Consider the following 22,389-nt stretch of genomic DNA (forward strand, 5'->3'; position numbering starts at 1 on the left):
ACACTGTCGGGATGCTGGCCCAGCCCATTTTTCATTTTTTTCAAACTGGAGACCTTTCCCATGAGCCGTGAAGTTGTTGTTGTCAGCGGTGTGCGCACCGCCATTGGTACCTATGGCGGCAGCCTGAAGGACATCGCGCCCACCGAACTGGCCGCGCAAGTGGTGCGCGAGGCACTGGCGCGTGCTGGCACCTCAGGCCAAGACGTGGGCCATGTGGTGTTTGGCCATGTGGTCAACACCGAGCCCAAAGACATGTATTTGTCGCGCGTGGCGGCCATCCACGGCGGCTGCGCCGAAGGCACGCCCGCCTTCAACGTGAACCGCCTGTGCGGCTCGGGTCTGCAGGCCATCGTCAGCGCCAGCCAGTCCATCTTGCTGGGCGACTGCGACATCGCGATTGGCGGCGGTGCTGAAAACATGAGCCGTGGCCCCTACGCCTCTTTGTCCGCCCGCTGGGGCGCACGCATGGGTGACACCAAAATGGTCGATATGGTGTTGGGTGCCTTGCACGACCCCTTCAACACCATCCACATGGGTGTGACCGCTGAAAATGTGGCCGCCAAATACGGCATCACCCGCGAGATGCAAGACGCACTGGCGGTGGAAAGCCACAACCGCGCCGAGCGTGCCACCGCTGCCGGGTATTTCAAAGACCAGATCATGCCGGTCATGCTGAAAAGCAAAAAAGGCGAAGCGGCTTACACCACCGACGAGCACGTCCGCCCCGGCTGCAAGCTCGAAGACATGGCCAAGCTCAAGCCCGTGTTTTTGAAAGAAAACGGCACCGTGACCGCGGGCAACGCCTCGGGCATCAACGACGCTGCTGCCGCTGTGGTGCTGATGGAAGCCGGTACCGCCAAAGCCCGGGGTGCCAAGCCCATGGCGCGCCTGGTGGGTTATGCCCACACGGGTCTGGACCCCAAGATCATGGGCGTGGGCCCGATCTCAGCCACACAAGCGGTGCTCAAGAAAACCGGCCTCACTGTGAACGACTTGGATGTGATTGAGGCCAACGAAGCCTTTGCTGCCCAGGCCTGCGCCGTGACCCGCGAACTGGGCCTGGACCCCGCCAAAGTCAACCCGAATGGCTCGGGCATCTCACTGGGTCACCCCATCGGTGCCACGGGCACTTTGATCACCGTGAAAGCGCTTTACGAACTCGAACGCGTTCAGGGACGTTACGCACTGGTGACCATGTGCATCGGCGGCGGTCAGGGCATTGCAGCGATCTTCGAGCGCATGTGATGCAACGGGTGAAGCCTCAGGGCTTCACCGCCGCCGTGACCACCACTTCGATCAAATAGGCCGGATCGGCCAGCGGCGCTTGCACGGTGGCGCGGGGCGGGGCGCTGCCCGCCACCACCCACGCGTCCCAGACCTCGTTCATGGCCGCGATGTCGGTGATGTCTTTCAGGTAAATCTGGGTGCGCAAAATGCGGGTTTTGTCGCTGCCTGCCTCGAGCAGCCGCTGCTCAATTTGGAGCAGCACATCGGCTGTCTGGCTGCGGATGTCGGTGGCTTCGCACTCGGGCACCATGCCCGCCAAGTACACCACGCCGTTGAAAATAGCGGCTTCGCTGTAGCGGGCCGCTACATGCAAACGTTGCAGGTCCTGGCTCATTCTTTTTTCTTGCCCAATTTGGACTCGCTACCGTCCAACAGGCGTTGGATGTTTTCGCGGTGACGCCAAACCAAAAGCAGCGCCATAGCGGCCAAACACAAGACCTCAGGGGCTGTCGCCTGCCAAGCCACCCCGCTGCCAAACACATAAAAAGCTGGCGCAAACACCGCCGCCACCATCGACGCCAAGGACACATAGCGGCTGAAATACACCACGATGGCGAAAGTCAAAACAGTCGCCAAGGCCAGAGAACCATTGACACCGACCACCACGCCCACCGCCGTGGCCACGCCCTTGCCACCCACAAACCCGAAAAACACCGGGTACAAATGCCCCAAAAATGCCGCCAAGCCTGCGCAAGCCGCCACGCCAACGCCCAGACCAAAGTCTGGCCCCAGCGTCAACACCAGGGCCACAGGCAACCAGCCTTTGGCGGCGTCGAGCAGCAAGGTCAAGATCGCGGCTTTTTTGCTGCCCGAGCGCAGCACGTTGGTAGCACCGGGATTTTTGCTGCCGTATTCGCGTGGGTCATTCAGGCCCATCAGTCGGCTCACGATGACCGCAAAACTGAGCGAGCCCAGCAGATAACTGGCCACCACCACGGCCACCGGCATCATCCATTCCATCAAAAGCTCCCTTGTTCTTGTATGGGCGTCATTCTGCCAGTGCGCAATTCACGGGCTGGGCCCCGAGCAACCGCACGCACACCTGAGGGTCTATGCCCACCAAGTACCCGCGCCTGCCGCCGTTGATGCAAATGCGCTGTAAACCGAGAATGGTTTCTTCGATGAAGACGGGCATCTGCTTGCGCGTGGCAAAGGGCGAGGTACCGCCCACCAAGTAACCGCTGTGGCGGTTGGCCACCTCGGGGGCGCAGGGCTCGATGGATTTGAGACCCACTTGCCGCGCCAGGTTTTTGGTCGACACCTTGCGGTTGCCGTGCATCAGCACGACCAGCGGTTTGGCGTCCTGGTCTTGCATGATCAGGGTCTTGACAACGCTGAACGGGTCCATGCCCAGCACCTGCGCGCTGTGCTGCGCACCCCCGTGCTCCAGGTACTCGTAAGGGTGTTCGGTGAAACTCACCCCGTGCTGGCGCAAGAGCGCCGTGGCCGGGGTTTCACTGACTTTGTCTTTTTTGGCCATGGGCCGAAATCACAAAGCCGGGTCGCGCAGCTCCCAGCGGATGTCGTCGATCGCCTTGAGCACTTCCGGCGAAAGCTGGGTGCTCCAAGCGGCCAAGTCTTCGTTGAGCTGCGCCAGCGACGTCACGCCGATGATGGTGCTGGTCACGCTCCAGCGGTGGTAACAAAACGCCAGCGCCATTTGGGTGGGTGTCATGCCGTTGTCGCGTGCCAACTGGTTGTAGCGTCGTGCGGCCACCAGGGCTTCGGTGCGGCCCCAGCGCTGTTTGCGCATCGAGTCGTAACGGGCAATACGACCGCCATCGGGCACCAGAGGGCCCTTCAAATCGTCGTTGTCATATTTGCCCGTCAGCAAGCCAAAGGCCAGTGGCGAATACGCCAGCATCGACACGTTCAGTCGGTAGCAAGTTTCGTCCAGACCGTTGTCGTAAGTGCGGCTCACCAGTGCGTAGGGGTTTTGCACCGTGGCCACACGCGGCAGGCCATGCTGCTCGGCCAAGCGCACAAACTCGTGCACGCCATATGGTGTTTCGTTCGACAAGCCGATATGACGGACCTTGCCCGCCTTGACCAGTTTGGACAGGGCTTCGAGCTGTTCGTGGATCGAGGTGACCGACTTGTCTTTGGCAGGATCAAAGTAGGTCATGCCAAACACCGGCACATGACGCTCAGGCCAGTGGATTTGGTACAGATCGATCACATCGGTTTGCAGTCTGCGCAGGCTGGCGTCGCACGAGTTCAGGATGTCTTGCCCCGTCATGCCCGTGCCCTCACGGATCCAAGGCATGCCGCGCGAGGGGCCCGCCACCTTTGTGGCCAGCACCAACTTCTGGCGAGCACCCGGGTGCTTGGCAAACCAGTTGCCGATGAAGGTTTCGGTCGCACCGCAGGTGTCTGCAGAAGCAGGCACGGCGTACATCTCGGCGGTGTCGATGAAGTTGATGCCCGCTTCCAGCGAACGGTCCAGGATGGTGTGCGAATCGGTTTCATTGACCTGCTGGCCAAAGGTCATGGTGCCCAGGCAAATCGGGGTCACTTGCAGGTCGGATTGACCCAATTGAACGAGTTTCATGGTGTGTCCTGTCGGTGAAAAGCGGGGAAAAGCGGAAAAATGGGGCGTCAAGAAGCGCTTGACCAATAGTGGCTTATTTTGTCACGCCACCGACGGGGGCGTCTGTCACCGTCGCCCGGGCCTCTTCTTGCAGACGCAGCACCCGCCGCTGCACCTTGCCCGTGGTGGTCATGGGCAACTGGTCGATGAATTCGATCTCTTTGGGGTATTCGTAAGGTGCGAGCAGCCCGCGCACATGTGCCTGCAGCGACTGACGAACACCTTCTTCGAACTTGGCGCTGCGGGCCGCGGTGGCCCTCTGCGCCAGCGCGTCCGGCGACAGCACCACATAGGCTTTCACCAGTGCGCCCCGGTCCTTATCGGACTTGGGCACCACGGCGGCGTTGGCCACGGCGGGGTGCTTGACCAAGCAGTTCTCGATCTCTCCCGGGCCAATTCGGTAACCCGCCGCCTTGAACATGTCATCGGTTCGGCCTTGGTACCAAAGGTAGCCGTCCTCGTCGGCCACGGCCATGTCGCCCGTGCGGCACCAATCGCCCGTGTATTTGGCTTGGGTGGCTTTGTCGTTGTTCCAGTAGCCCAAAAAGAACACCGGATCGGGGTGGCCATGCACATCGAAACGGTTGACAGCCACCTCGCCCGGCATGCCAGAAGGACAGATACGGCCTGCGTCATCAATGACCGCCACTTGGTGGCCGGGATAGCCCTTGCCCATGCTACCGGGTTTGGCCGGCCACAAACGCGTGCAGTTGCCCACCACGTAGTTGATCTCGGTCTGTCCGAACATCTCGTTCACCGTCACCCCCATCTCCTGCTGGACATAGGCAAACACCGCATCGCCCACGGCTTCGCCCGCGCTCATCATGGCTTGCAGCTTCAAGCTGTAACGGGCTTTCACATCGGGCACCGCCTTCATCATGGCTTTGAGCGCCGTGGGGAACAAAAAGGTGTGTGTGACCGCATGGCTTTGCAAAATCTCGAACGCAGCCTCGGGTGTAAAACGCCCGTTAAAAGCCACGATAGGCCTGCCAAAGTACAAACTGGGCAACAAGGCGTCCATCAAACCGCCCGTCCAGGCCCAATCGGCAGGCGACCAGAACACCGCTTTGGAAGAACGGCTGGCGTCAAACGGGTCAAAACCAAACCAGTTCTGGCTGCACACAAAACCCGTGAGGTTGCCCATCAAGGCTCGGTGCGGAATCAAAGCGCCTTTGGGGTTACCGGTGGTCCCACTGGTGTAAATCAACACCGCCGGGTCCTCGGCCAGAGTGCTCACGGCTTTGAACGATTCGTTCTGGCTGGCAACCGCTTGCGCGTAATCCAAGTCAGCCAGCGCCCCGGCCTGCCCCACTCCGATCAAGGTTTGCAAGTCAGGGCAATCTGGACGGGACTGTCGCAAGGCCTCGATGGTCGATTCGTCACACACGGCCACACGGGTTTGGCTGTCGTTGATGCGAAACGACAAGGCCTCGGGGCCAAACAACATGGACAGCGGCATGGCCACCGCGCCCATTTGCAGCACCGCCATGTAGGCCACGGCCGTTTCATAACGCTGGGGCATGACGATCGCCACGCGTTCGCCGCGCCGCACGCCTTGGGCACGCAGCACATGGCTCAGGCGGTTGGCGTCACGCTGCAGCTGGCCGAAAGTCCAGCTGCGACCCAAGCCTTGCCCAGCCACATGTTCGCGGATGGCGGTGCGCCGCGCCGTGGCGGGCTGCGCAGCCCATTGACCGCAGCAAGCCTGCGCCATGTTGAAGCGCTTGGGCACTTTCCAGCCGAAACCTTGGTGAATCGCCGCATAGCGGTCAGGGGTGGCAGGGCTCGGGCGGTCCTGGTTGCGACTGACGCTCATCGTTTGTCTCCTTATGATTGAAAGTATGTACCAAGTTTTACGCGAATCACAAAGCCTGATGGTGCCGCTGCGCGGTTGCCGCTACCACGTCCGCCAATGGGGCACGCCCAAGCCCGGTGCCACCCCGCTGGTGTTGGCCCACGGCTGGATGGACGTGGCGGCCTCATGGCAATTCATGGTGGACGCCTTCAGCGAGGCTTTTGTCAGCCAGCGCCCCATCATCGCCATGGACTGGCGCGGCTACGGCCTGACCGAGGCCCCGGCGACCGACAGTTATTGGTTTCCCGACTACCTGGCCGATCTGGATGCTTTGCTTGACCAGTTGTACCCCGGACAATCGATTGATCTGGTGGGCCACAGCATGGGCGGCAACGTGGTAATGATGTACGCAGGCTCTCGGCCCGAACGCATCCGACGGCTGGTCAATTTGGAAGGATTTGGCATGGCAGCGACAAGCGCCGCGCAAGCCCCCAGCCGCATGACACAGTGGCTGAACGAAATCAAAGCCCAACGCGAAGATGACAACGCCCTCAAACCCTATGCCGACGCCGCAGGCGTTGCCGCCCGGTTGATGAAAACCAACCGCCGCTTGGGCCAGGCCCAAGCAGACTGGCTGGCACAGCATTGGGCCCAGCCGGGTCCAGATGGCCAATGGCGCATCTTGGGGGATTCAGCCCACAAGGTCATCAACCCTTATTTATTTCGAGTCGAAGAAGCACTGGCCATGTACCAGCGCATCAGCGCCCCGGTCTTGGCGGTCGAAGCGTCCGATGACTCGCTGTCGCAGTGGTGGAAGGGCAAATACACCCTGGCCGAGTTTCACGAGCGGTTGAAATCTGTGCCCCAACTGGAAAAAGCCACGATTGAAGATGCGGGCCACATGCTTCACCACGACCAACCCCACGCACTGGCCAACATCCTCGAAACGTTTCTGGCTTAAGTCCTAAAATCTATCCGTTCTCATTTTGGCGACCTTTGACCATGCGCATTTTTTATACTTTGCAATTCATTTTGGCTCTGGCCATGGCCACTTTGGTCGGGGGTGCCCACGCCGAAGGAGCCCAGCGCTATTGCCCGGACTTCTTGGCGGTGAAAGGAGCGGCAGAACCCACTCACCGGGGAGAGCTCACGTTTTCACCCTATACCCACCACTGGAGCCAGAACCCCGAACACAAGCAGGTGGTGCTGTTCGCTGTCGACGAACAACTGCCCGGTGACCGCTTGTGTGGCGTCAGCTTCTTCAGCAACTCCTTTGGTCAGCCATCTGTCTACGTGTACGCAGGCCAGCAGTTCAACCATCTCTTGGGGGTTCCCCAGTTGTTTGCCAAAGTCACAGCGGGCTTGATGTACGGCTACGTGGCCCCGTACGAGAACAAAGTGCCCCTGAACTACAAAGGCTTCAACCCGGCCATCATCCCGGCCGTGGGCTACAAGCTGACGCAGCACGACTCGGTTCAAATGAAGTTTTTGGGCACCGCGGCGCTGATGTTCTCCTATGGGCGTCAGTTTTGAGGCCTGCGGCCAAGCTGCAAGACATCAAGTCATGAGAAAATGTCCGGTTTACCGAACCGGACACATTCCCCATGGACGCAGAACACATCAACCAAATCGGCGCATCCCTCACAGACCTGACCGCTCGTACCCACGAGTTACGGGGGTATCTTTGACTACGATGCCAAATCTGAACGGCTGAGAACCGTCAACGCATCTCTCGAAGATCCTGCGGTCTGGAACGACCCGAAAAAAGCCCAAGAACTGGGCAAAGAGAAAAAAGCGCTGGACGGCGTGGTGGTGACCATCACCAACCTGACCAGCGAGTTGGCCGACAACCTTGAACTCTTTGAGATGAGCAAGGAAGAAGGCGATGACGATGGTTTGCTGACCATCGAAGCGGAAACTGCCAAGCTCACTGCACTGGTTGAAGACTTGGAATTCCGCCGCATGTTCCGCCACGAGGCGGACCCACTGAACTGCTTCGTCGACATCCAGGCCGGCGCAGGCGGCACCGAAGCATGCGACTGGGCCAGCATGCTGCTGCGCCAGTACATCAAGTACGCCGAACGCAAGGGCTTCAAAGCCACTGTCGAAGACGAAACCCCGGGCGACACCGCAGGCATCAAGGGCGCGACCATTAAGATCGAAGGCGAATACGCTTTTGGCCTGCTGCGCACTGAAACCGGCGTTCACCGTTTGGTCCGCAAGAGCCCCTTCGACTCGTCGGGTGGCCGCCACACGTCTTTTGCCTCGCTGTTTGTGTACCCCGAAATCGACGACTCGATCGAGATCAACATCAACCCGTCTGACGTGCGCACCGACACCTTCCGTGCCAGCGGCGCGGGCGGTCAGCACATCAACAAGACCGACTCGGCGGTGCGCTTGACGCACATCCCCACGGGCATCGTGGTGCAGTGCCAAGATGGCCGCAGCCAGCACAGCAACCGCGACGTCGCTTGGCAACGCCTGCGCTCGCGCCTGTACGACTTCGAAATGCGCAAACGCATGGAAGAGCAACAAAAGCTCGAAGACACCAAGACCGATGTGGGCTGGGGTCACCAGATCCGCAGCTATGTGCTGGACAACAGCCGCATCAAGGATTTGCGCACCAACGTCGAAATTTCGGCGACGCAAAAAGTACTGGATGGCGACCTCGATGCGTTCATCGAAGCCTCACTGAAACAAGGCCTCTGACCTTGTCAGACCTCAAGCAAAATGGAGTTAGTGATGCGTGAAGGACAACCCTCAGCGATTCACCGGGAGGCTTACACCGCCCCGGCTTTTTGGATCGACACGGTCGATTTGACCTTTGATCTGGACCCGGTCAAAACCCGCGTGCTGAACAAGATGCGCCTGCGCCGCAACCCCGATGTGGCGGCCCAAGCGCTGCGCCTGGATGGCGAAGACCTGAACCTGGCGCGTGTGATGGTCAACGGCGCGGGCACATCCTTCAAGATGGATGCGGGGAAGTTGGTGTTGGAAAATCTGCCCGAAGGCGAAGACGCTTTCGACTTGGAAATTTTCACCACCTGCAACCCCGAGAAAAACACCCAGCTGATGGGTCTGTACGTCAGCCAGGGCACCTTCTTCACGCAATGCGAAGCCGAGGGTTTCCGCCGCATCACTTACTTCTTGGACCGTCCGGATGTGATGGCCAGCTACACCGTCACGCTGCGAGCCGACAAGGCCAAGTACCCGGTGCTGCTTTCCAACGGCAACCTGGTCGAGCAAGGCGATCTGGACGATGGTCGCCACTTTGCCAAGTGGGTTGACCCGCACAAAAAGCCCTGTTATTTGTTTGCCTTGGTCGCAGGCCAACTCGTGGCCCGCGAGCAACGCATCACCAGCCGCAGTGGCACTGATCACCTGCTGCAGGTCTTCGTGCGCCCAGGCGATTTGGACAAGACCGAACACGCGATGAACTCGCTCATGGCCAGCGTGGCTTGGGACGAGGCCCGATTTGGTTTGCCGCTCGATCTGGAACGCTTCATGATTGTTGCCACCAGCGACTTCAACATGGGTGCGATGGAAAACAAGGGTTTGAACATCTTCAACACGAAGTTCGTATTGGCCAACCCGAACACAGCGACCGACATGGATTTCGGCAACATCGAGTCCGTGGTCGGCCACGAGTACTTCCACAACTGGACGGGCAACCGCATCACCTGCCGTGACTGGTTCCAGCTGTCCCTGAAAGAAGGCCTGACCGTCTTCCGTGACCAAGAGTTCAGCCAGGACATGGCGGGTGAGGCCAGCGCCCGCGCCGTCAAACGGATTGAAGACGTTCGTGTCTTGCGCACGGTGCAATTTGCCGAAGACGCAGGCCCCATGGCCCACCCGGTGCGCCCTGACAGTTATGTGGAAATCAACAACTTCTACACCGTCACCATCTACGAAAAGGGCTCAGAAGTCGTTCGCATGATGCAGACCTTGGTGGCCACGCCAGCGGACAGCCAAGGCCGCGATGGTTTTGCCAAAGGCATGAAGCTGTACTTTGAGCGCCACGATGGCCAGGCAGTGACTTGTGATGATTTTGCGCAAGCGATCGCCGATGCCAATCCAGCCTCTGCACTGGCACAGAACCTGCCCGCTTTCAAACATTGGTACAGCCAGGCGGGCACACCCCGCTTGCAAGCATCAGGCGTTTACAACGCCGCCGAGCGCAGCTACACGCTCACGCTCAGCCAAAGCTGCCCGGCCACACCGGACCAAGAGCGCAAAGCCCCTTTTGTCGTTCCCGTCACTTTGGGCCTGCTCAGCCACGAAGGCCATGCACTGCCCCTGCAACTGTCCGGTTCTGCCGACAGCGCGTTGCAACAAACTTTGGTGCTGACCGAAGCCAGCGCCAGCTACACCTTTGTCAACGTCGACTGCGAACCCGTGCCCTCACTGCTGCGGGCATTCAGCGCCCCAGTGGTGTTAGAAGACGGCTTGTCGGCGTCCGACTTGCTGATCTTGCTGGCGCACGACAGCGACCCGTTCAACCAATGGGAAGCAGGGCAGCGACTGATGCTGCAAAGCGCGCTCGATGCCATTCAGCAAAACAAGGATATGACAGGCACGCCTGTCCTGTCGGATGAACTGGTGGCCGCCTTGCGCAATGTGTTGCGCCACCCCGAGTTGGATGCCGCCTTCAAAGACCTGGCACTCACACTGCCGTCTGAAAACTACATTGCCGATCAACTTGACGTGGTGGACCCACAACGCGTGCACGCCCTGCGCGAAAACATGCGCCTGCAGCTGGCCACGGCCCTGCAAGCGGATTGGCAATGGGCTTGGGACGCGCACAAGCAAAACGGCGCTTACCGCCCCGACGCCAAGTCGAGCGGCCGCCGCGCCCTGGCGGGTCTGGCCATGGGCATGCTGTGCGTGGCCGCTGTGCAGAGCGGTGATGCTGTCACCCCGGGCCGCGTGTACCAACAGTTCAAGGATGCCAGCAACATGACCGACCGCTTCAACGCGCTGTCGGCGTTGGTGGTGAGCGGCCATGCACTGGCGCAGGATGCACTGGCACTCTTCCACAAACTCTTCCAGCACGAAGCGCTCGTCATTGACAAATGGTTTGCCTTGCAGGCCGGTGCGCCCGATCGTGCTGGCGACGTGTTGCCGCGTGTGCGTCAGCTCATGCAACATGCCGACTTCAGCCTGCGCAACCCCAACCGGGCCCGCAGCCTGATCTTCAGTTACTGCAGCGCCAACCCGGCAGGCTTCCACCGTGCCGACGCGGCGGGTTATGTGTATTGGAGCGAGCAGGTGCTGGCGCTCGATGCCATCAACCCACAAGTGGCGGCCCGTCTGGCCCGTGCCATGGACCGCTGGAGCCGCTTGGCCGAGCCTTACCGCAGTGCGGCCAAAGTGGCCATCGAGCGCGTGGCAGCCAAATCGGATCTCTCCAACGATGTGCGCGAAGTCATCAGCCGTGCGCTGAGTGCGGCTTGATCGCGCAGCTTCAAGTCAAGGAATGAACATGAGCAGCAAAATTTCCCTCTCCCGCTACCTGGTCGAACAACAACGCGACAAGGGCCACATCCCGGCCGATTTGCGTTTGTTGCTCGAAGTGGTGGCCCGTGCCTGCAAAAGCATCAGCCATGCCGTGAACAAAGGCGCTTTGGGCGGCGTGCTGGGCAGTGCAGAAAGCGAGAATGTGCAAGGCGAGGTGCAAAAGAAACTGGACATCATCGCCAACGAAGTGCTGCTCGAAGCCAACGAATGGGGCGGACATCTGGCGGCCATGGCCAGCGAAGAGATGGACAGCATCTACCTGGTGCCCAACCGCTACCCGCAAGGCGAATACCTGCTCATGTTTGACCCACTGGATGGGTCATCGAACATCGATGTGAACGTCAGCATTGGCACCATCTTCAGTGTGCTGAAAAAAGCGGACGACAGCCAGGGCGTGACCGAGCAAGACTTCTTGCAACCCGGCAAAAACCAGGTGGCCGCAGGTTATTGCGTGTACGGCCCCCAAACCACGCTGGTGCTCACCGTGGGCGACGGCGTGGCCATGTTCACGCTCGACCGCGAGCAAGGCTCTTTTGTGCTCACCCAAGAAAACGTGCAAGTGCCCGCCGACACCAAAGAGTTCGCCATCAACATGAGCAACATGCGCCACTGGGACGAGCCCGTGCGCCGCTACATCGATGAATGCCTGCAAGGCAAGGAAGGCCCGCGCGGCAAGGACTTCAACATGCGCTGGATCGCGAGCATGGTGGCCGATGTGCACCGCATCCTGACCCGTGGCGGCGTGTTCATGTACCCCTGGGACAAGCGCGAGCCGCACAAACCCGGCAAGCTGCGCCTGCTTTACGAAGCCAACCCCATGAGCTGGCTCATCGAGCAAGCCGGTGGCGCATCCACCAACGGGAAGGAACGCATTTTGGATTTGCAACCCAGCCAATTGCATGAGCGGGTCAGTGTGATTTTGGGCTCCAAAAATGAAGTGGACCGTCTGACCAGTTACCACGCAAAAGCTTAACTTTTCAAAGTTGGGATGTTCAGCCCTGGTGCACCCGCATCAGGGCTTTTTCACGACCCCGCTGCCCGCAAGTGGTCGCGCCGCGCCAAACCCGGAAACAAACGCAACCAAAGCGCGGCCACCATGACAGTGCCCACACCGCCACTGATCACAGAAAATTCAGGGCCCCACAACGCTGCCACGCTGCCGGATTCGAACTCACCCAATTGGTTGGAAGCGCCAATGAAAATCGAATTCACAGCAGCCACCCGCCCCCGCATCTCATCGGGGGTTTCCAGTTGCATCACGGTCAGACGCACCACCACACTGATGTTGTCGGCTGCCCCCGTCACAGCCAAAGCCATGACCGACAACCAGAAGCTCTGAGACAAGCCAAAGGCCACAGTGGCCAGACCAAACACCGCCACGGCCATCAACAGTTTGGGGCCCACGCGCCGCTCAAGGGGCCAACGGGTGAGTGCCAAAGACATGAGCAAAGCCCCCACCGCAGGCGCTGCGCGCAACACACCCAAGCCCTCAGGGCCGACATGCAAAATATCCCGGGCGTAAATGGGCAGCAATGCAGTGGCACCGCCCAGCAGCACAGCAAACATGTCCAGTGATGTGGCCCCCAAAAGCACTTTGTGCCGCCAAACAAACACCAGCCCGGCCAGCAAATGACGCAGCGTAGCCGCCTGTGTGGAAGCTCGGTGAGGGTAGTGAACAAACAGACTCAAAAGAGCCGCCAGAAGCAGCATGGCTCCAGCTGTGAGGTACACGGAAACAGGGCCCTGTGCGTAAATGATGCCGCCCAAGGCTGGGCCGGCAATGATGGCCAACTGCACACTGCCTGAACTCAGCGCCACGGCACGGGGTAACAAATGCTGCGGGACCAACGTCGGTGTCAATGCTTGCTGTGCCGGCATCTGAAAGGCACGGGTCATGCCCAGCAGCACCGAAATGGCCAAGATCAAACCACGAGATGCGAAATGCCACTCCAGCGAGCACACCAGCAAAACGGCCACCATCGCTTGCACAAACACGCACAAAGCAAAAATACGCCCTCGGTGAAAACGATCCACCACATGACCCGCGGGCAAAGCAAACAACAAGGCCGGGACAAACTGGAAAAGTCCCACCAAGCCCAAGTCCCACGCGCTCGACGTCAGGTCGTACATGTGCCAAGCCACAGCCACCATGAGCATCTGGTTGGCCGTCAGACCACTGATGCGAGCCAGTAAGAAACGGACATACCCTCGCTGAGCCCAAAGCTCTCTCAAAGGGGCAGAACCAGAATGCACGGGCTTACGCTTGGATGTCAGGCGGCAAACTGTCGTTGACCGGTGCAGGCGCTTCACTCGGAATGGCGACCACCGCACGCAAGGTTTCGCGCAACATTTTCTTCTCGGGCAAGCTCAATGCACGGGCCAGACGCTGGCGCATGCGCAGCAAAAGTTGCCGGTCAACCTCTTGCGGAATGCCTCGGCTCACTTGCAGCGCCTCGCGCAGGTCTTCACGCAAATCCTCAGGCTCGTCGGCCCACCAAGCGGTGATCACCTCGTGCATCGATTGGCGCAGCTCTTCCACGTCCTCCAAAGCCAAGCCCATGCCCGTGGGCAACTTGCCTTGCAGCATGTCGGCCAGGGCTTGCGAGTTGACCACCACGCGACGATCGCCTTGGGCCAGCAAGCGGGCCCAGCCCGGATCGGTGCGCACCATTTGGGGCATGTTGCGAGCCGACTCATCGGCCAACAAATGCACGCTCACGCCACTGAGTTGCGCTTCGTCAATGGTGGCCAAAAAACGCTCGTCGTCGCTGGCGACCAGCACATGGTCGCACGCGTGGTGCTCGGCCAGTTGCTTCAGGTCATGACCCAGTGAACGCAACAAAGACGCCCCGCCATCTGCGTCATGGGTTTGCACCAAACGCACAATTTGGTCATCGATGATCAAGCCGTCCGAACGGTCGCTGTACCAATAAATGCGCCGCAAATCCACATCCAGCCCAGCATGGGCCAGCGCATGTGACAGCAAACTGAGCAAACCGTGGCGGTTGACCGACTCGCCTGTGGCACCCACAGCACCTTGTTGGGCCATCCAGATCAAAAAACGACCATCGATCAATGCCATGCAGGTGCCGGATCGGTGTTCGCCAAAACGGCGGTCGGACGAAGGGTTCTGAGAAAAATAATCGCGCTTCATGCTGTCAACCTAAATCAATAAAAAATAGCGCTGCTAAAAAATGCGGCGTGGGTCATTCTAAAGCGGGCAGCCTCTGTGTCGGTTATAAATAAAGGCTGTGTCTACTCCTTTGTCCTTCGATCCCCGCAATGTTCCGGTTTGGCGCATCGACCACGATATGCCGGCTGTGCCGTCGGCACATTGGCTGCCCGAGGCCTTGAAGGCGCGTTTTGCCAAGCCACCTGCTTGGCAGCCAGAAGTCGAACGGGAAACTTCTTTTTCAAGCCGAAAACCTGCACAAGCGGCCGTGCTGGTGCCCATCGTGATGCGGGGGGCTGATTTTGCGCAGTCCACCATATTGCTGACCCAGCGGGCCAACCACATGAGCACGCACCCAGGCCAGATCGCCTTTCCAGGTGGAAAAGTGGACCCACAAGATGCCAACCATCAAGCCACTGCGCTGCGTGAGGCCGAAGAGGAAGTGGGTCTGGACCCCCAACACGTCCAAGTGATTGGCGAATTGCCGGTTTATGTGACAGGCACTGCGTTTTGGGTCACCCCTGTCATCGCGCTGGTCAAACCCGAATTCGATTTGAGGCCCAACGCTGAGGAGGTGCAGGATGTGTTTGAGGTGCCACTGTCTTTTTTGATGAACCCAGCGCACCACCGCCGTCATGCCTTTGAGTGGCAAGGAGCGCAGCGACAATGGTTTTCCATGCCCTACCAAGAGTCTCGTTTGAGACCGGATGGCCAGAGCGAAGAAATTGACCGTTTCATCTGGGGTGCAACAGCCGCTATGCTTCGTAACTTCTACCGTTTTTTAGTGGTCAACCCGGCACCATGAGTCAACCAAGAGTCAACCATGAGTTTTTTTGCCATTCTGCTGGCCTTGGTGCTAGAACAAGCCCGGCCATTGAACCCCGTCAATGTAATTTACACCACCATGAACCGGTGGATCGCGTGGGTTGCCCGCACCTTTGATGCCGGCGTTCAGCACCAAGCCTGGATCACTTGGGGCATCACGGTCATAGGTCCTGCTCTGTTGACCATGCTGGTCCACTGGACACTCGAATGGGGTTTGGGTTGGCTGTTGGCTGTGGTTTGGAATGTGGCCTTGCTTTACGTGACCTTGGGCTTTCGTCAATTCAGCCACCATTTCACGGCCATCCGCGAAGCGCTTGAAAACGGCGATGAAACTCTGGGCCGAGAACTGCTGGCGCAATGGCAACAAGTGCAGGTCGGTCAAATACCTCGCAGCGAAATCGTGCGCCATGTCATTGAGTACTCGATGATCGCGGCCCATCGGCATGTGTTTGGTGTTTTCTTTTGGTATGCCGCTTTGTCCATCATCGGCTTAGGGCCAGTGGGTGCCGTGGTGTACCGCCTGGCTGAACTGGCGCAACGGCGCTGGCAAGCGCCCACAATGGATGGCTCGGTGGTGAGTGAGGCCCTGCGTTCAGTGGCCTCAAGGGCTTGGCTGGCCTTGGACTGGCTGCCCTCTCGCATGACTGCTTTGGGTTTTGCCATTGTGGGAAGCTTTGAAGATGCCATGGATGGTTGGCGCAACCATGCACAAAACTTTCCAGAGGACAACGACGGGGTGATCCTGGCCGCGACAGCAGGTGCGATCAACATCCGTTTGGGCGGAGCCCCTCTACAAGCACCCAGCGAAGACGACGACAGCCCAGATACTTCCGGCGGCAGCAGCACACCCGGCCGAGTGCCCGAGGTCGCCCACTTTGCGCAAGTGGTTGGACTGGTTTGGCGCACCGTGATCATGTGGCTGGTGTTGGTGGCTTTGCTGACCATGGCCAACTTGGTGGGCTGAAAGGCCCGACTACTTACCAGCGCACCTGGCCCAACTCTTCAAACAATTGCGCGTAAATGCGGTGACGCCTTGCGCTGATGGTGCCCCGGTGTTGCTCGGTTTCCACCTGTGCCAACACGGCACAACCGGGCTCGTGCAAATGCGTGCAGTTGTAAAACTTGCATCCGCCCAAATACTTGCGCAAGTCGGGCATGCAATCGGCCAGGCGAGTGGGTTCAATGTGGTTCAAGCCAAACTCTTGAAAGCCTGGTGAGTCGATCAGCGCCCCACGCACAGTTTTCGATTCGGCAGAAGCATCGGGTGCAACATCGAGTGCGGGCACCCAATACCAGCGGGTGCTGGTGGTGGTGTGCTTGCCTGAGTTGAGCGCCAGCGATATCTCGCCCGTCTCGACCTGGGCCTCTGGCACCAGGCGGTTGATCAAGGTGCTTTTGCCGCTGCCCGAAGGCCCCAGCACCAGCGTGGTGAGGCCTTGCAGTTGCGCACACAAATCCGCAACACCATCGTCGGCCACCGGGCTGCGCGGGCTCAGGCTGATGGGCATCACGCTGTAACCCATGGCCCGGTAAGGGGCCAAACGCTCCCAAGCTTGCGCAAAGGGCTGAGCCAAATCGCTTTTATTGAGCGCAATGATGGGCACGATGCGTTCAGCTTCAGCCGCCACCAAGGCGCGGGAAAGCTGGCTTTCCGAGTATTCGGGGTCAGCAGCGATCAGGATCAGCACACGGTCGAGATTGGCTGCGAAAGATTTGGTACGGATTTCGTCTTGTCTGTAAAACAGGTTGCGGCGCTCTTGCAGTTTTTCAATGCTGCCCTCGTCGCCTGCGGTTTGCCAAAGCACCTGGTCGCCCACGACCACTTGGTTTTTTTTGCCACGGGGGTGGCAAATCAGGCGACGGCCCTCGGGTGTCTCCACCAAACAATGACGGCCATACGTGGCGACCACCAGACCAGGCTCAAGATCTGCCGTCAGATGGGCAACTTGCGGCACAAGTTGACGGGCTTTGAATTTATTCATGCCGCTTCATGCCGGTAACAAGGCATCGGTTTGCGTGGCGGCTTCAAAGTCTAAGCGGCTCAAGCCTTGCACGTCATGTGTGTTCCAGCGCACCACGCAACGGCGATAGGTCAACACCAGCTCAGGGTGGTGGTTAAGCTTTTCGGACAACCAGCCCACGCTGTTGATGAACAGCAGCGCATGGGTGTGTTGGGCAAAATCAAAGGTCTTTTCGATGGCGACATCCTCACCATCACCCGACAATTGCCAACCCGAAATTTGGCCGAGCGCCATGATCACCTCGGTGGGTTTGAGGGCGCGAACTTCCAAGTTGCTCATGCGTTTTTCATCCTCAACAATCGTTCGCTGGCTGGCGGGTGCGAATAGTAAAACTTCACGTACAGCGGGTCAGGTGTCAAGGTCGAGGCATTGTCCTGGTAAAGCTTGAGCAAAGCCGAAGACAAGTCTTGGCCTGGCGTTTGCGACACGGCATAAGCATCTGCCTCGAACTCTTGTTGCCGTGAGCGCCAGGACGACACGGGCGCAAAGAACAGCGTAAAAACCGGCGTCACCAACATGAACAACACCAGCGCCAGCGCATCGTTGCTGCCCGTCAAATTGGGCATCACACCCAAGCCTGTGTAGAACCAGGCCTGCTGCGCCAACCAGCCAAGCAAGGCCAATCCGGCCAGGGTCATCGCAAAGCTGGTGGCCATCATCTTGACGATGTGTTTGTGCTTGAAGTGACCCAACTCATGGGCCAGGACCGCCTCCATTTCCGACGGGCTCAGCTGCTTGAGCAAAGTGTCAAAAAACACCACGCGTTTGCTGGCCCCGAAGCCGGTGAAAAAAGCATTGGAATGCGCCGAACGGCGGCTGCCATCCATCACAAAAAAACCTTTGGCGGTGAAGCCTGCCCGTTGCATCAGGCCCTGCACACGGGCCTTGAGCGACTCGTCTTCCAAAGGTGTGAATTTGTTGAACAGCGGCATGATCACGTTGGGGGCGATGGCCATCAAAAACAGCTGCCAGCCCACCAGCACGCCCCAAGCCCACAACCACCACCATTCTCCCCCAGCTTGCATGAGCCACAGCACCACCCACAGCAGCGGCAGGCCCAGGGCCAATCCCAAGACCAAGCCCTTGGCCATGTCGCCTAACCACAAAGCAGGCGTGATTTTGTTGAAACCAAAGCGCTGTTCAACGCCAAAGGTTTGCATCAAAGACAAAGGCAAGCCAATGAGACTGCCCACCAGGGCGAAGCCCAGCACCAGCGAGATTTGCTGAACCATGCCCGGGCCCATCCAGCCGAGCAACAACTGGTTCAAGGCATCCAAGCCGCCCAGCAGCGTCCAACCCAACAGGACCGCCGCATCCAGCGCGATGTCCATTTGCGACAAACGGGCTTTGGCCAGGGTGTAATCGGCTGCTTTTTGGTGGTCGGCCAAGCTCATGGTGTCGGCGTAGGCCTGCGGCACCGCGTTTCGGTGGCGCGCCACATGCCTGACCTGGCGGGCATTGAGCCAGAATTTGAGCGCCACATGCGCCAGCAAGGCCACAACCAGGGTCAATGTCAAAGTCAAGGAAGGGTTCATCGTCCTATTGTAGAAGCGGCCTTGTCTGACAGGCCTCAGCAAGGGCTTGATGCCGAAGAGCGCTGACACCATTCAGGTCACGCACCCGACCATCATTGGCCCATACAACCTGCACGCATCAGCGACAATCAGCGCATGTCTGAAGTCAATACCCCCCTCCCAGAAGCCGCAGAGCTGCCCAAATCTGACCTGAACTTGGTTTGGATCGATTGCGAAATGACGGGCCTCGATCCCGAAAAAGAGCGATTGCTGGAGATTGCCGTGATCGTGACCGGCCCTAACCTCACGCCGCGCATCGAAGGCCCCGTGCTGGTCATTCACCAAAGCGATGCGCTCTTGAACCAAATGGACAAATGGAACAAAGGCACACACGGCAAGAGCGGACTGATCGACAAAGTCAAGGCGTCGACCCTCAGCGAAGCCGATGCCGAAGAGCAAATTCTGGCCTTCCTGAAAAAGTATGTGCCCAAGAACAGCTCACCGCTGTGCGGCAACACCATCAGCCAGGACCGGCGCTTCTTGGTCAAGTACATGCCCAAGCTGGAAGCGTTTTTCCACTACCGTAACCTCGACGTGAGCACCCTCAAGGAACTGTCACGCCGTTGGAAACCCGAGGTGTATGCCAGTTTTAAAAAGCAGCAAAAGCACACGGCGCTGGCCGATGTGCACGAATCCATTGAAGAATTGCTGCATTACCGAGAGCATTTCATTCGACTTTGATTTTTTTCAGGGAAAACCCTAGCGTTTTCTTATTGTCCGTGGCACAATCGTGGGCTTGCTGCATTTCAGGTGCAGCATTTCTTACATCTCCCTTCATGCCTTGACCCAAAGATAGGGTCACTCACAGCGGCCAGGCTCCACGCCAAGCGCCACTCGCGAGCACCGTTTGATGGTTGATGTTTTTTCAACCTTGCGGTGCTAAGACCCTATGCAACAGTCTTCTGTTGGCGGTCGTTGTTCCGTGCGAGTTTTTTTACATACATGACCGACACTTTGAACACAGTGCAGGACGACTTGTCGCCTGCCGAAATCACATCCATCGCCACAGAGTCAACTGCACAGACAGTTTCGATCAACTTGGCCACTGAAATCATGGTTGCCGCTGCAGCCGAAATCACCCCAGACACTGCGGCGCAGGCCACACCTGAATTGGCCGAAGAAGTCGAAGCCATCGCCGACGTGCCCAACGGTTTCGTTGAGCTGGGCCTGGCCCCTGAGCTGGTGCAAGCCGTGGCCGATTTGGGCTACACCCAGCCCACCGCTGTGCAATTGCGTACCATTCCTTTGGCTTTGCCCACTGCAGGCGGCTCCAAAGACGGCAAGTCCAATGGTTACACCGACATGATGGTCTCCAGCCAGACCGGCAGCGGTAAAACCGCCGCTTTCTTGCTGCCCGTGCTGCACACCCTGATCCAGCAAATGGCCGAGCAAGAAGCCGCCGAGCGCGCTGAATTCGACCAAGCTTGTGCCGATGCAGTCGCCAAGGGCGAGCCCGCCCCCAAGCGCGCCAAGCGCAAAGACCCCACCAACCCACGCAACTTCAAGGCCCCCGCCCCCGGCGCCCTGATCGTTTGCCCCACACGTGAATTGGCCCAACAGGTGGCGCAAGACGCCATTGAATTGGTCAAGCACACACGCGGTCTGCGCGTGGCCAACGTGGTCGGCGGCATTCCTTACCAATTGCAAATTGCCAAGCTGCAAAACGCCAACTTGGTGGTGGCCACACCTGGCCGTTTGCTCGACCTGCAGCGCTCCATGCAAATCAAGCTGGACCAAGTGCAGTTTTTGGTGGTGGACGAAGCCGACCGCATGCTCGACCTGGGCTTCTCGGACGACTTGGCCGACATCAACGACATGACCAGCCAGCGTCGCCAGACCATGATGTTCAGTGCCACGTTTGCCCCGCGCATTCAGCAACTGGCCATGCGCGTGATGCACGACGGTGGTTCTTCGGTCCAGAAAATCCAGATCGACAACCCCCAAGAAAAGCACAACAACATCAAGCAGGTGCTGTTCTGGGCCGACAACGCTCAACACAAGCGCCAGATGCTTGACCACTGGTTGCGTGACGCCACGATCGACCAAGCGATCGTATTCTCCAGCACCCAAATCGAGTGCGACGGCTTGGCCGCTGACCTGCAGCAAGACGGCTTCTCGGCTGTGGCCCTGCACGGCGCTTTGAGCCAAGGCATGCGCAACCGCCGCCTGATGGCACTGCGCAATGGCCAAGTGCAAATTTTGGTAGCCACCGACGTTGCCGCTCGCGGCATCGACGTGCCCACCATCACCCACGTCTTCAACTTCGGCTTGCCCATGAAGGCCGAAGACTACACCCACCGCATTGGCCGCACAGGCCGCGCAGGCCGCGATGGCTTGGCTGTGACCTTTGCTGAGATTCGTGACCGTCGCAAGATTGGTGACATCGAGTCGTACACACGCCAGCCTTTCAAGGCCGAAGTGATTCCTGGCCTGGAGCCCAAAGTGCGCATGCCCGAAGCCCGCAAGCCCATGGGCCGTGGCGGTGACCGCTTTGGCGGCGAGCGCAACTACGCCAACGCTGGCGGTGGTTTCCGTGGTGGACGTCCCGCCCCAGGTGGCCGCGACTTTGGTGGCAACCGTGACCGTGACAATGCTGGCGGTGGCTTTGACAACCGCGCCCCGCGTGGCAACTTCCGCGACGAGCAGCCCCGCTTTGAGCAACGTTCTGAACCCCGTTTCGACCAGCGCAAAGAAGGTGGTCGTTTTGACGCACCCCGAGGCGATAACCGCCATGACAACCGTGGTGGCGACCGCTTTGAGCAGCGTGCTGCCCCGGCACATCCTTGGGACAAAGGCGACAGCCGCCCTGCCCCACGTCAAGACGCGCGCCAAGATGGCCCACGTCAAGGTGGTCGCTGGGAAGACCGTGGCGGTGACAACCGCAACGCTGCCCGTCCTGCCCCACGCGGCGCAGCCGGTGACAAGTTCGCCCGCGGCCCCAAGCCTTTTGGTGCCGGCAACTTCAAACCCCACGCAGCAGGCGAAGGCCCAGCAAAGCGCGGCGGTACGCGTGTCCTGAAAATCACACGCGGTTGATCGTTTTCCTGGGCGCAGCCCAGGACCTCAAGATCCTCTCAAAGGTCTTGCCCTCAAAGGCAAGGCCTTTTTTCTTGAGCATGAGGGCTTGATGGCTTGGTCATTTTGAATGCAGTCGTTTTGACTGCGCCAAAAAAAACCGCCCTGGGCGCAAACCCGGGCGGTTTTTTCGTATGGCCGAAAAGGCTTTACGCTTTGACAGCAAGTGCTGCTTTGCGCTGTGGCAACTTTTCTTTGATACGTGCCGACTTGCCGCTGCGGTCACGCAGGTAGTACAGCTTGGCGCGGCGGACATCACCGCGACGCTTGACTTCGATGCTCGCGATCACAGGGCTGTAGGTTTGGAACGTACGTTCCACGCCTTCGCCACTGGAGACCTTGCGCACGGTGAAGCCGCTGTTCAGGCCGCGGTTACGCTTGGCGATCACAACACCTTCGTAAGCTTGGACACGCTTGCGCGCACCTTCCACCACGTTGACGCTGACGATCACGGTGTCGCCGGGGGCAAATTCAGGAATCACTTTACCCAAACGGGCAATTTCTTCCTGTTCAAGAGTTTGAATCAAATTCAT

At 59.2% G+C, this 22,389-nt stretch carries 21 protein-coding genes; 10 read left to right on the forward strand and 11 right to left on the reverse strand.

Annotated features, from left to right (window positions below; translation table 11 throughout):
- Positions 1–60: 60 nt before the first annotated feature.
- Positions 61–1,245, forward strand: a complete 1,185-nt coding sequence (gene bktB / locus B9Z40_RS02790; protein WP_100171784.1) for a beta-ketothiolase BktB — start codon at positions 61–63, stop codon at positions 1,243–1,245.
- A 16-nt stretch (positions 1,246–1,261) separates the two neighbouring features.
- Here bktB and B9Z40_RS02795 read toward each other — a convergent pair whose 3' ends face one another.
- The 5 genes from B9Z40_RS02795 to B9Z40_RS02815 all read right to left on the reverse strand — a co-directional run bounded on the left by B9Z40_RS02795 (position 1,262) and on the right by B9Z40_RS02815 (position 5,693).
- Positions 1,262–1,621 (reverse strand): RidA family protein, encoded by a 360-nt coding sequence (locus tag B9Z40_RS02795; protein ID WP_100171785.1) that lies wholly within the window; start codon positions 1,619–1,621, stop codon positions 1,262–1,264.
- Positions 1,618–2,247, reverse strand: a complete 630-nt coding sequence (gene plsY / locus B9Z40_RS02800; protein WP_199172476.1) for a glycerol-3-phosphate 1-O-acyltransferase PlsY — start codon at positions 2,245–2,247, stop codon at positions 1,618–1,620. The genes B9Z40_RS02795 and plsY overlap by 4 nt, the downstream gene beginning before the upstream one ends.
- Before the next feature lie 28 nt (positions 2,248–2,275).
- Positions 2,276–2,767, reverse strand: a complete 492-nt coding sequence (locus B9Z40_RS02805) for an aminoacyl-tRNA deacylase (protein ID WP_100171787.1) — start codon at positions 2,765–2,767, stop codon at positions 2,276–2,278.
- 9 nt (positions 2,768–2,776) lie between these two features.
- Positions 2,777–3,838 (reverse strand): aldo/keto reductase, encoded by a 1,062-nt coding sequence (locus tag B9Z40_RS02810; protein WP_100171788.1) that lies wholly within the window; start codon positions 3,836–3,838, stop codon positions 2,777–2,779.
- Positions 3,839–3,911: 73 nt separating this feature from the next.
- The gene (locus tag B9Z40_RS02815; RefSeq protein WP_100171789.1) at positions 3,912–5,693 is read right to left on the reverse strand and encodes an acyl-CoA synthetase; all 1,782 of its coding nucleotides are present in this window, start codon (positions 5,691–5,693) and stop codon (positions 3,912–3,914) included.
- Between the two features lie 25 nt (positions 5,694–5,718).
- Between B9Z40_RS02815 and B9Z40_RS02820 the strand changes: the two genes are divergently transcribed.
- From B9Z40_RS02820 to B9Z40_RS02840, 5 genes are all read left to right on the forward strand, one after another.
- On the forward strand, positions 5,719–6,633 hold the full coding sequence (locus B9Z40_RS02820) for an alpha/beta fold hydrolase (RefSeq protein ID WP_199172477.1): 915 nt from the start codon (positions 5,719–5,721) through the stop codon (positions 6,631–6,633).
- A gap of 41 nt (positions 6,634–6,674) precedes the next feature.
- Entirely contained in the window at positions 6,675–7,205 is a 531-nt protein-coding gene (locus tag B9Z40_RS02825; RefSeq protein WP_100171791.1) for a hypothetical protein, read from the forward strand.
- Between the two features lie 71 nt (positions 7,206–7,276).
- Positions 7,277–8,381 (forward strand): peptide chain release factor 2 gene (gene prfB, locus B9Z40_RS02830; RefSeq protein ID WP_100171792.1). Its coding sequence is split into 2 segments (ribosomal slippage): positions 7,277–7,357 and positions 7,359–8,381, totalling 1,104 coding nucleotides; the frame shifts between segments, so codons are not numbered across the junction.
- 33 nt (positions 8,382–8,414) lie between these two features.
- A complete protein-coding gene (pepN, locus tag B9Z40_RS02835; protein WP_100172880.1) occupies positions 8,415–11,126 on the forward strand; it encodes an aminopeptidase N in 2,712 nt (903 codons plus the stop codon).
- Between the two features lie 28 nt (positions 11,127–11,154).
- Positions 11,155–12,162: a class 1 fructose-bisphosphatase gene (locus B9Z40_RS02840; protein WP_100172881.1), complete on the forward strand. Its 1,008-nt coding sequence runs from the start codon at positions 11,155–11,157 to the stop codon at positions 12,160–12,162.
- Positions 12,163–12,212: 50 nt separating this feature from the next.
- On the opposite strand, the gene B9Z40_RS02845 is transcribed toward B9Z40_RS02840, so the two are convergent.
- Both B9Z40_RS02845 and B9Z40_RS02850 read right to left on the reverse strand, forming a co-directional pair.
- On the reverse strand, positions 12,213–13,442 hold the full coding sequence (locus B9Z40_RS02845; protein WP_233204763.1) for an MFS transporter: 1,230 nt from the start codon (positions 13,440–13,442) through the stop codon (positions 12,213–12,215).
- Between the two features lie 4 nt (positions 13,443–13,446).
- On the reverse strand, positions 13,447–14,343 hold the full coding sequence (locus B9Z40_RS02850; RefSeq protein ID WP_100171794.1) for a hypothetical protein: 897 nt from the start codon (positions 14,341–14,343) through the stop codon (positions 13,447–13,449).
- 97 nt (positions 14,344–14,440) lie between these two features.
- On the opposite strand from B9Z40_RS02850, the gene B9Z40_RS02855 reads away from it, so the two are divergent.
- Entirely contained in the window at positions 14,441–15,166 is a 726-nt protein-coding gene (locus B9Z40_RS02855) for a CoA pyrophosphatase (RefSeq protein WP_233204764.1), read from the forward strand.
- Positions 15,167–15,184: 18 nt separating this feature from the next.
- Positions 15,185–16,150: a CobD/CbiB family protein gene (locus tag B9Z40_RS02860; protein WP_100171796.1), complete on the forward strand. Its 966-nt coding sequence runs from the start codon at positions 15,185–15,187 to the stop codon at positions 16,148–16,150.
- Positions 16,151–16,163: 13 nt separating this feature from the next.
- On the opposite strand, the gene rsgA is transcribed toward B9Z40_RS02860, so the two are convergent.
- The 3 genes from rsgA to B9Z40_RS02875 are packed head-to-tail and all read right to left on the reverse strand — an operon-like array spanning position 16,164 to position 18,742.
- Positions 16,164–17,168, reverse strand: a complete 1,005-nt coding sequence (gene rsgA, locus B9Z40_RS02865; RefSeq protein ID WP_100171797.1) for a ribosome small subunit-dependent GTPase A — start codon at positions 17,166–17,168, stop codon at positions 16,164–16,166.
- Positions 17,169–17,174: 6 nt separating this feature from the next.
- The gene (locus tag B9Z40_RS02870; RefSeq protein WP_100171798.1) at positions 17,175–17,486 is read right to left on the reverse strand and encodes a 4a-hydroxytetrahydrobiopterin dehydratase; all 312 of its coding nucleotides are present in this window, start codon (positions 17,484–17,486) and stop codon (positions 17,175–17,177) included.
- Positions 17,483–18,742: a M48 family metallopeptidase gene (locus B9Z40_RS02875; RefSeq protein WP_100171799.1), complete on the reverse strand. Its 1,260-nt coding sequence runs from the start codon at positions 18,740–18,742 to the stop codon at positions 17,483–17,485. Before B9Z40_RS02875 ends, B9Z40_RS02870 begins: the two co-directional genes overlap by 4 nt.
- Positions 18,743–18,877: 135 nt before the next feature.
- Between B9Z40_RS02875 and orn the strand changes: the two genes are divergently transcribed.
- Both orn and B9Z40_RS02885 read left to right on the forward strand, forming a co-directional pair.
- Positions 18,878–19,462, forward strand: a complete 585-nt coding sequence (gene orn / locus B9Z40_RS02880; protein ID WP_100171800.1) for an oligoribonuclease — start codon at positions 18,878–18,880, stop codon at positions 19,460–19,462.
- A gap of 261 nt (positions 19,463–19,723) precedes the next feature.
- A complete protein-coding gene (locus B9Z40_RS02885) occupies positions 19,724–21,817 on the forward strand; it encodes a DEAD/DEAH box helicase (RefSeq protein WP_100171801.1) in 2,094 nt (697 codons plus the stop codon).
- A gap of 188 nt (positions 21,818–22,005) precedes the next feature.
- On the opposite strand, the gene rplS is transcribed toward B9Z40_RS02885, so the two are convergent.
- Positions 22,006–22,389, reverse strand: coding sequence for a 50S ribosomal protein L19 (gene rplS, locus B9Z40_RS02890; RefSeq protein ID WP_100171802.1), 384 nt, complete (start codon positions 22,387–22,389; stop codon positions 22,006–22,008).

Source organism: Limnohabitans sp. 15K, from assembly GCF_002778285.1.
Taxonomy (GTDB): domain Bacteria; phylum Pseudomonadota; class Gammaproteobacteria; order Burkholderiales; family Burkholderiaceae_C; genus Limnohabitans_A.

Excerpts from the sequence above, each read along its gene's own strand:
- bktB (WP_100171784.1), top strand. The coding sequence starts at position 61 with ATGAGCCGTGAAGTTGTTGTTGTCAGCGGTGTGCGCACCGCCATTGGT.
- B9Z40_RS02795 (WP_100171785.1), bottom strand. The coding sequence starts at position 1,621 with ATGAGCCAGGACCTGCAACGTTTGCATGTAGCGGCCCGCTACAGCGAA.
- plsY (WP_199172476.1), bottom strand. The coding sequence starts at position 2,247 with ATGGAATGGATGATGCCGGTGGCCGTGGTGGTGGCCAGTTATCTGCTG.
- B9Z40_RS02805 (WP_100171787.1), bottom strand. The coding sequence starts at position 2,767 with ATGGCCAAAAAAGACAAAGTCAGTGAAACCCCGGCCACGGCGCTCTTG.
- B9Z40_RS02810 (WP_100171788.1), bottom strand. The coding sequence starts at position 3,838 with ATGAAACTCGTTCAATTGGGTCAATCCGACCTGCAAGTGACCCCGATT.
- B9Z40_RS02815 (WP_100171789.1), bottom strand. The coding sequence starts at position 5,693 with ATGAGCGTCAGTCGCAACCAGGACCGCCCGAGCCCTGCCACCCCTGAC.
- B9Z40_RS02820 (WP_199172477.1), top strand. The coding sequence starts at position 5,719 with ATGTACCAAGTTTTACGCGAATCACAAAGCCTGATGGTGCCGCTGCGC.
- B9Z40_RS02825 (WP_100171791.1), top strand. The coding sequence starts at position 6,675 with ATGCGCATTTTTTATACTTTGCAATTCATTTTGGCTCTGGCCATGGCC.
- pepN (WP_100172880.1), top strand. The coding sequence starts at position 8,415 with ATGCGTGAAGGACAACCCTCAGCGATTCACCGGGAGGCTTACACCGCC.
- B9Z40_RS02840 (WP_100172881.1), top strand. The coding sequence starts at position 11,155 with ATGAGCAGCAAAATTTCCCTCTCCCGCTACCTGGTCGAACAACAACGC.
- B9Z40_RS02850 (WP_100171794.1), bottom strand. The coding sequence starts at position 14,343 with ATGAAGCGCGATTATTTTTCTCAGAACCCTTCGTCCGACCGCCGTTTT.
- B9Z40_RS02860 (WP_100171796.1), top strand. The coding sequence starts at position 15,185 with ATGAGTTTTTTTGCCATTCTGCTGGCCTTGGTGCTAGAACAAGCCCGG.
- rsgA (WP_100171797.1), bottom strand. The coding sequence starts at position 17,168 with ATGAATAAATTCAAAGCCCGTCAACTTGTGCCGCAAGTTGCCCATCTG.
- B9Z40_RS02870 (WP_100171798.1), bottom strand. The coding sequence starts at position 17,486 with ATGAGCAACTTGGAAGTTCGCGCCCTCAAACCCACCGAGGTGATCATG.
- B9Z40_RS02875 (WP_100171799.1), bottom strand. The coding sequence starts at position 18,742 with ATGAACCCTTCCTTGACTTTGACATTGACCCTGGTTGTGGCCTTGCTG.
- orn (WP_100171800.1), top strand. The coding sequence starts at position 18,878 with ATGTCTGAAGTCAATACCCCCCTCCCAGAAGCCGCAGAGCTGCCCAAA.
- B9Z40_RS02885 (WP_100171801.1), top strand. The coding sequence starts at position 19,724 with ATGACCGACACTTTGAACACAGTGCAGGACGACTTGTCGCCTGCCGAA.
- rplS (WP_100171802.1), bottom strand. The coding sequence starts at position 22,389 with ATGAATTTGATTCAAACTCTTGAACAGGAAGAAATTGCCCGTTTGGGT.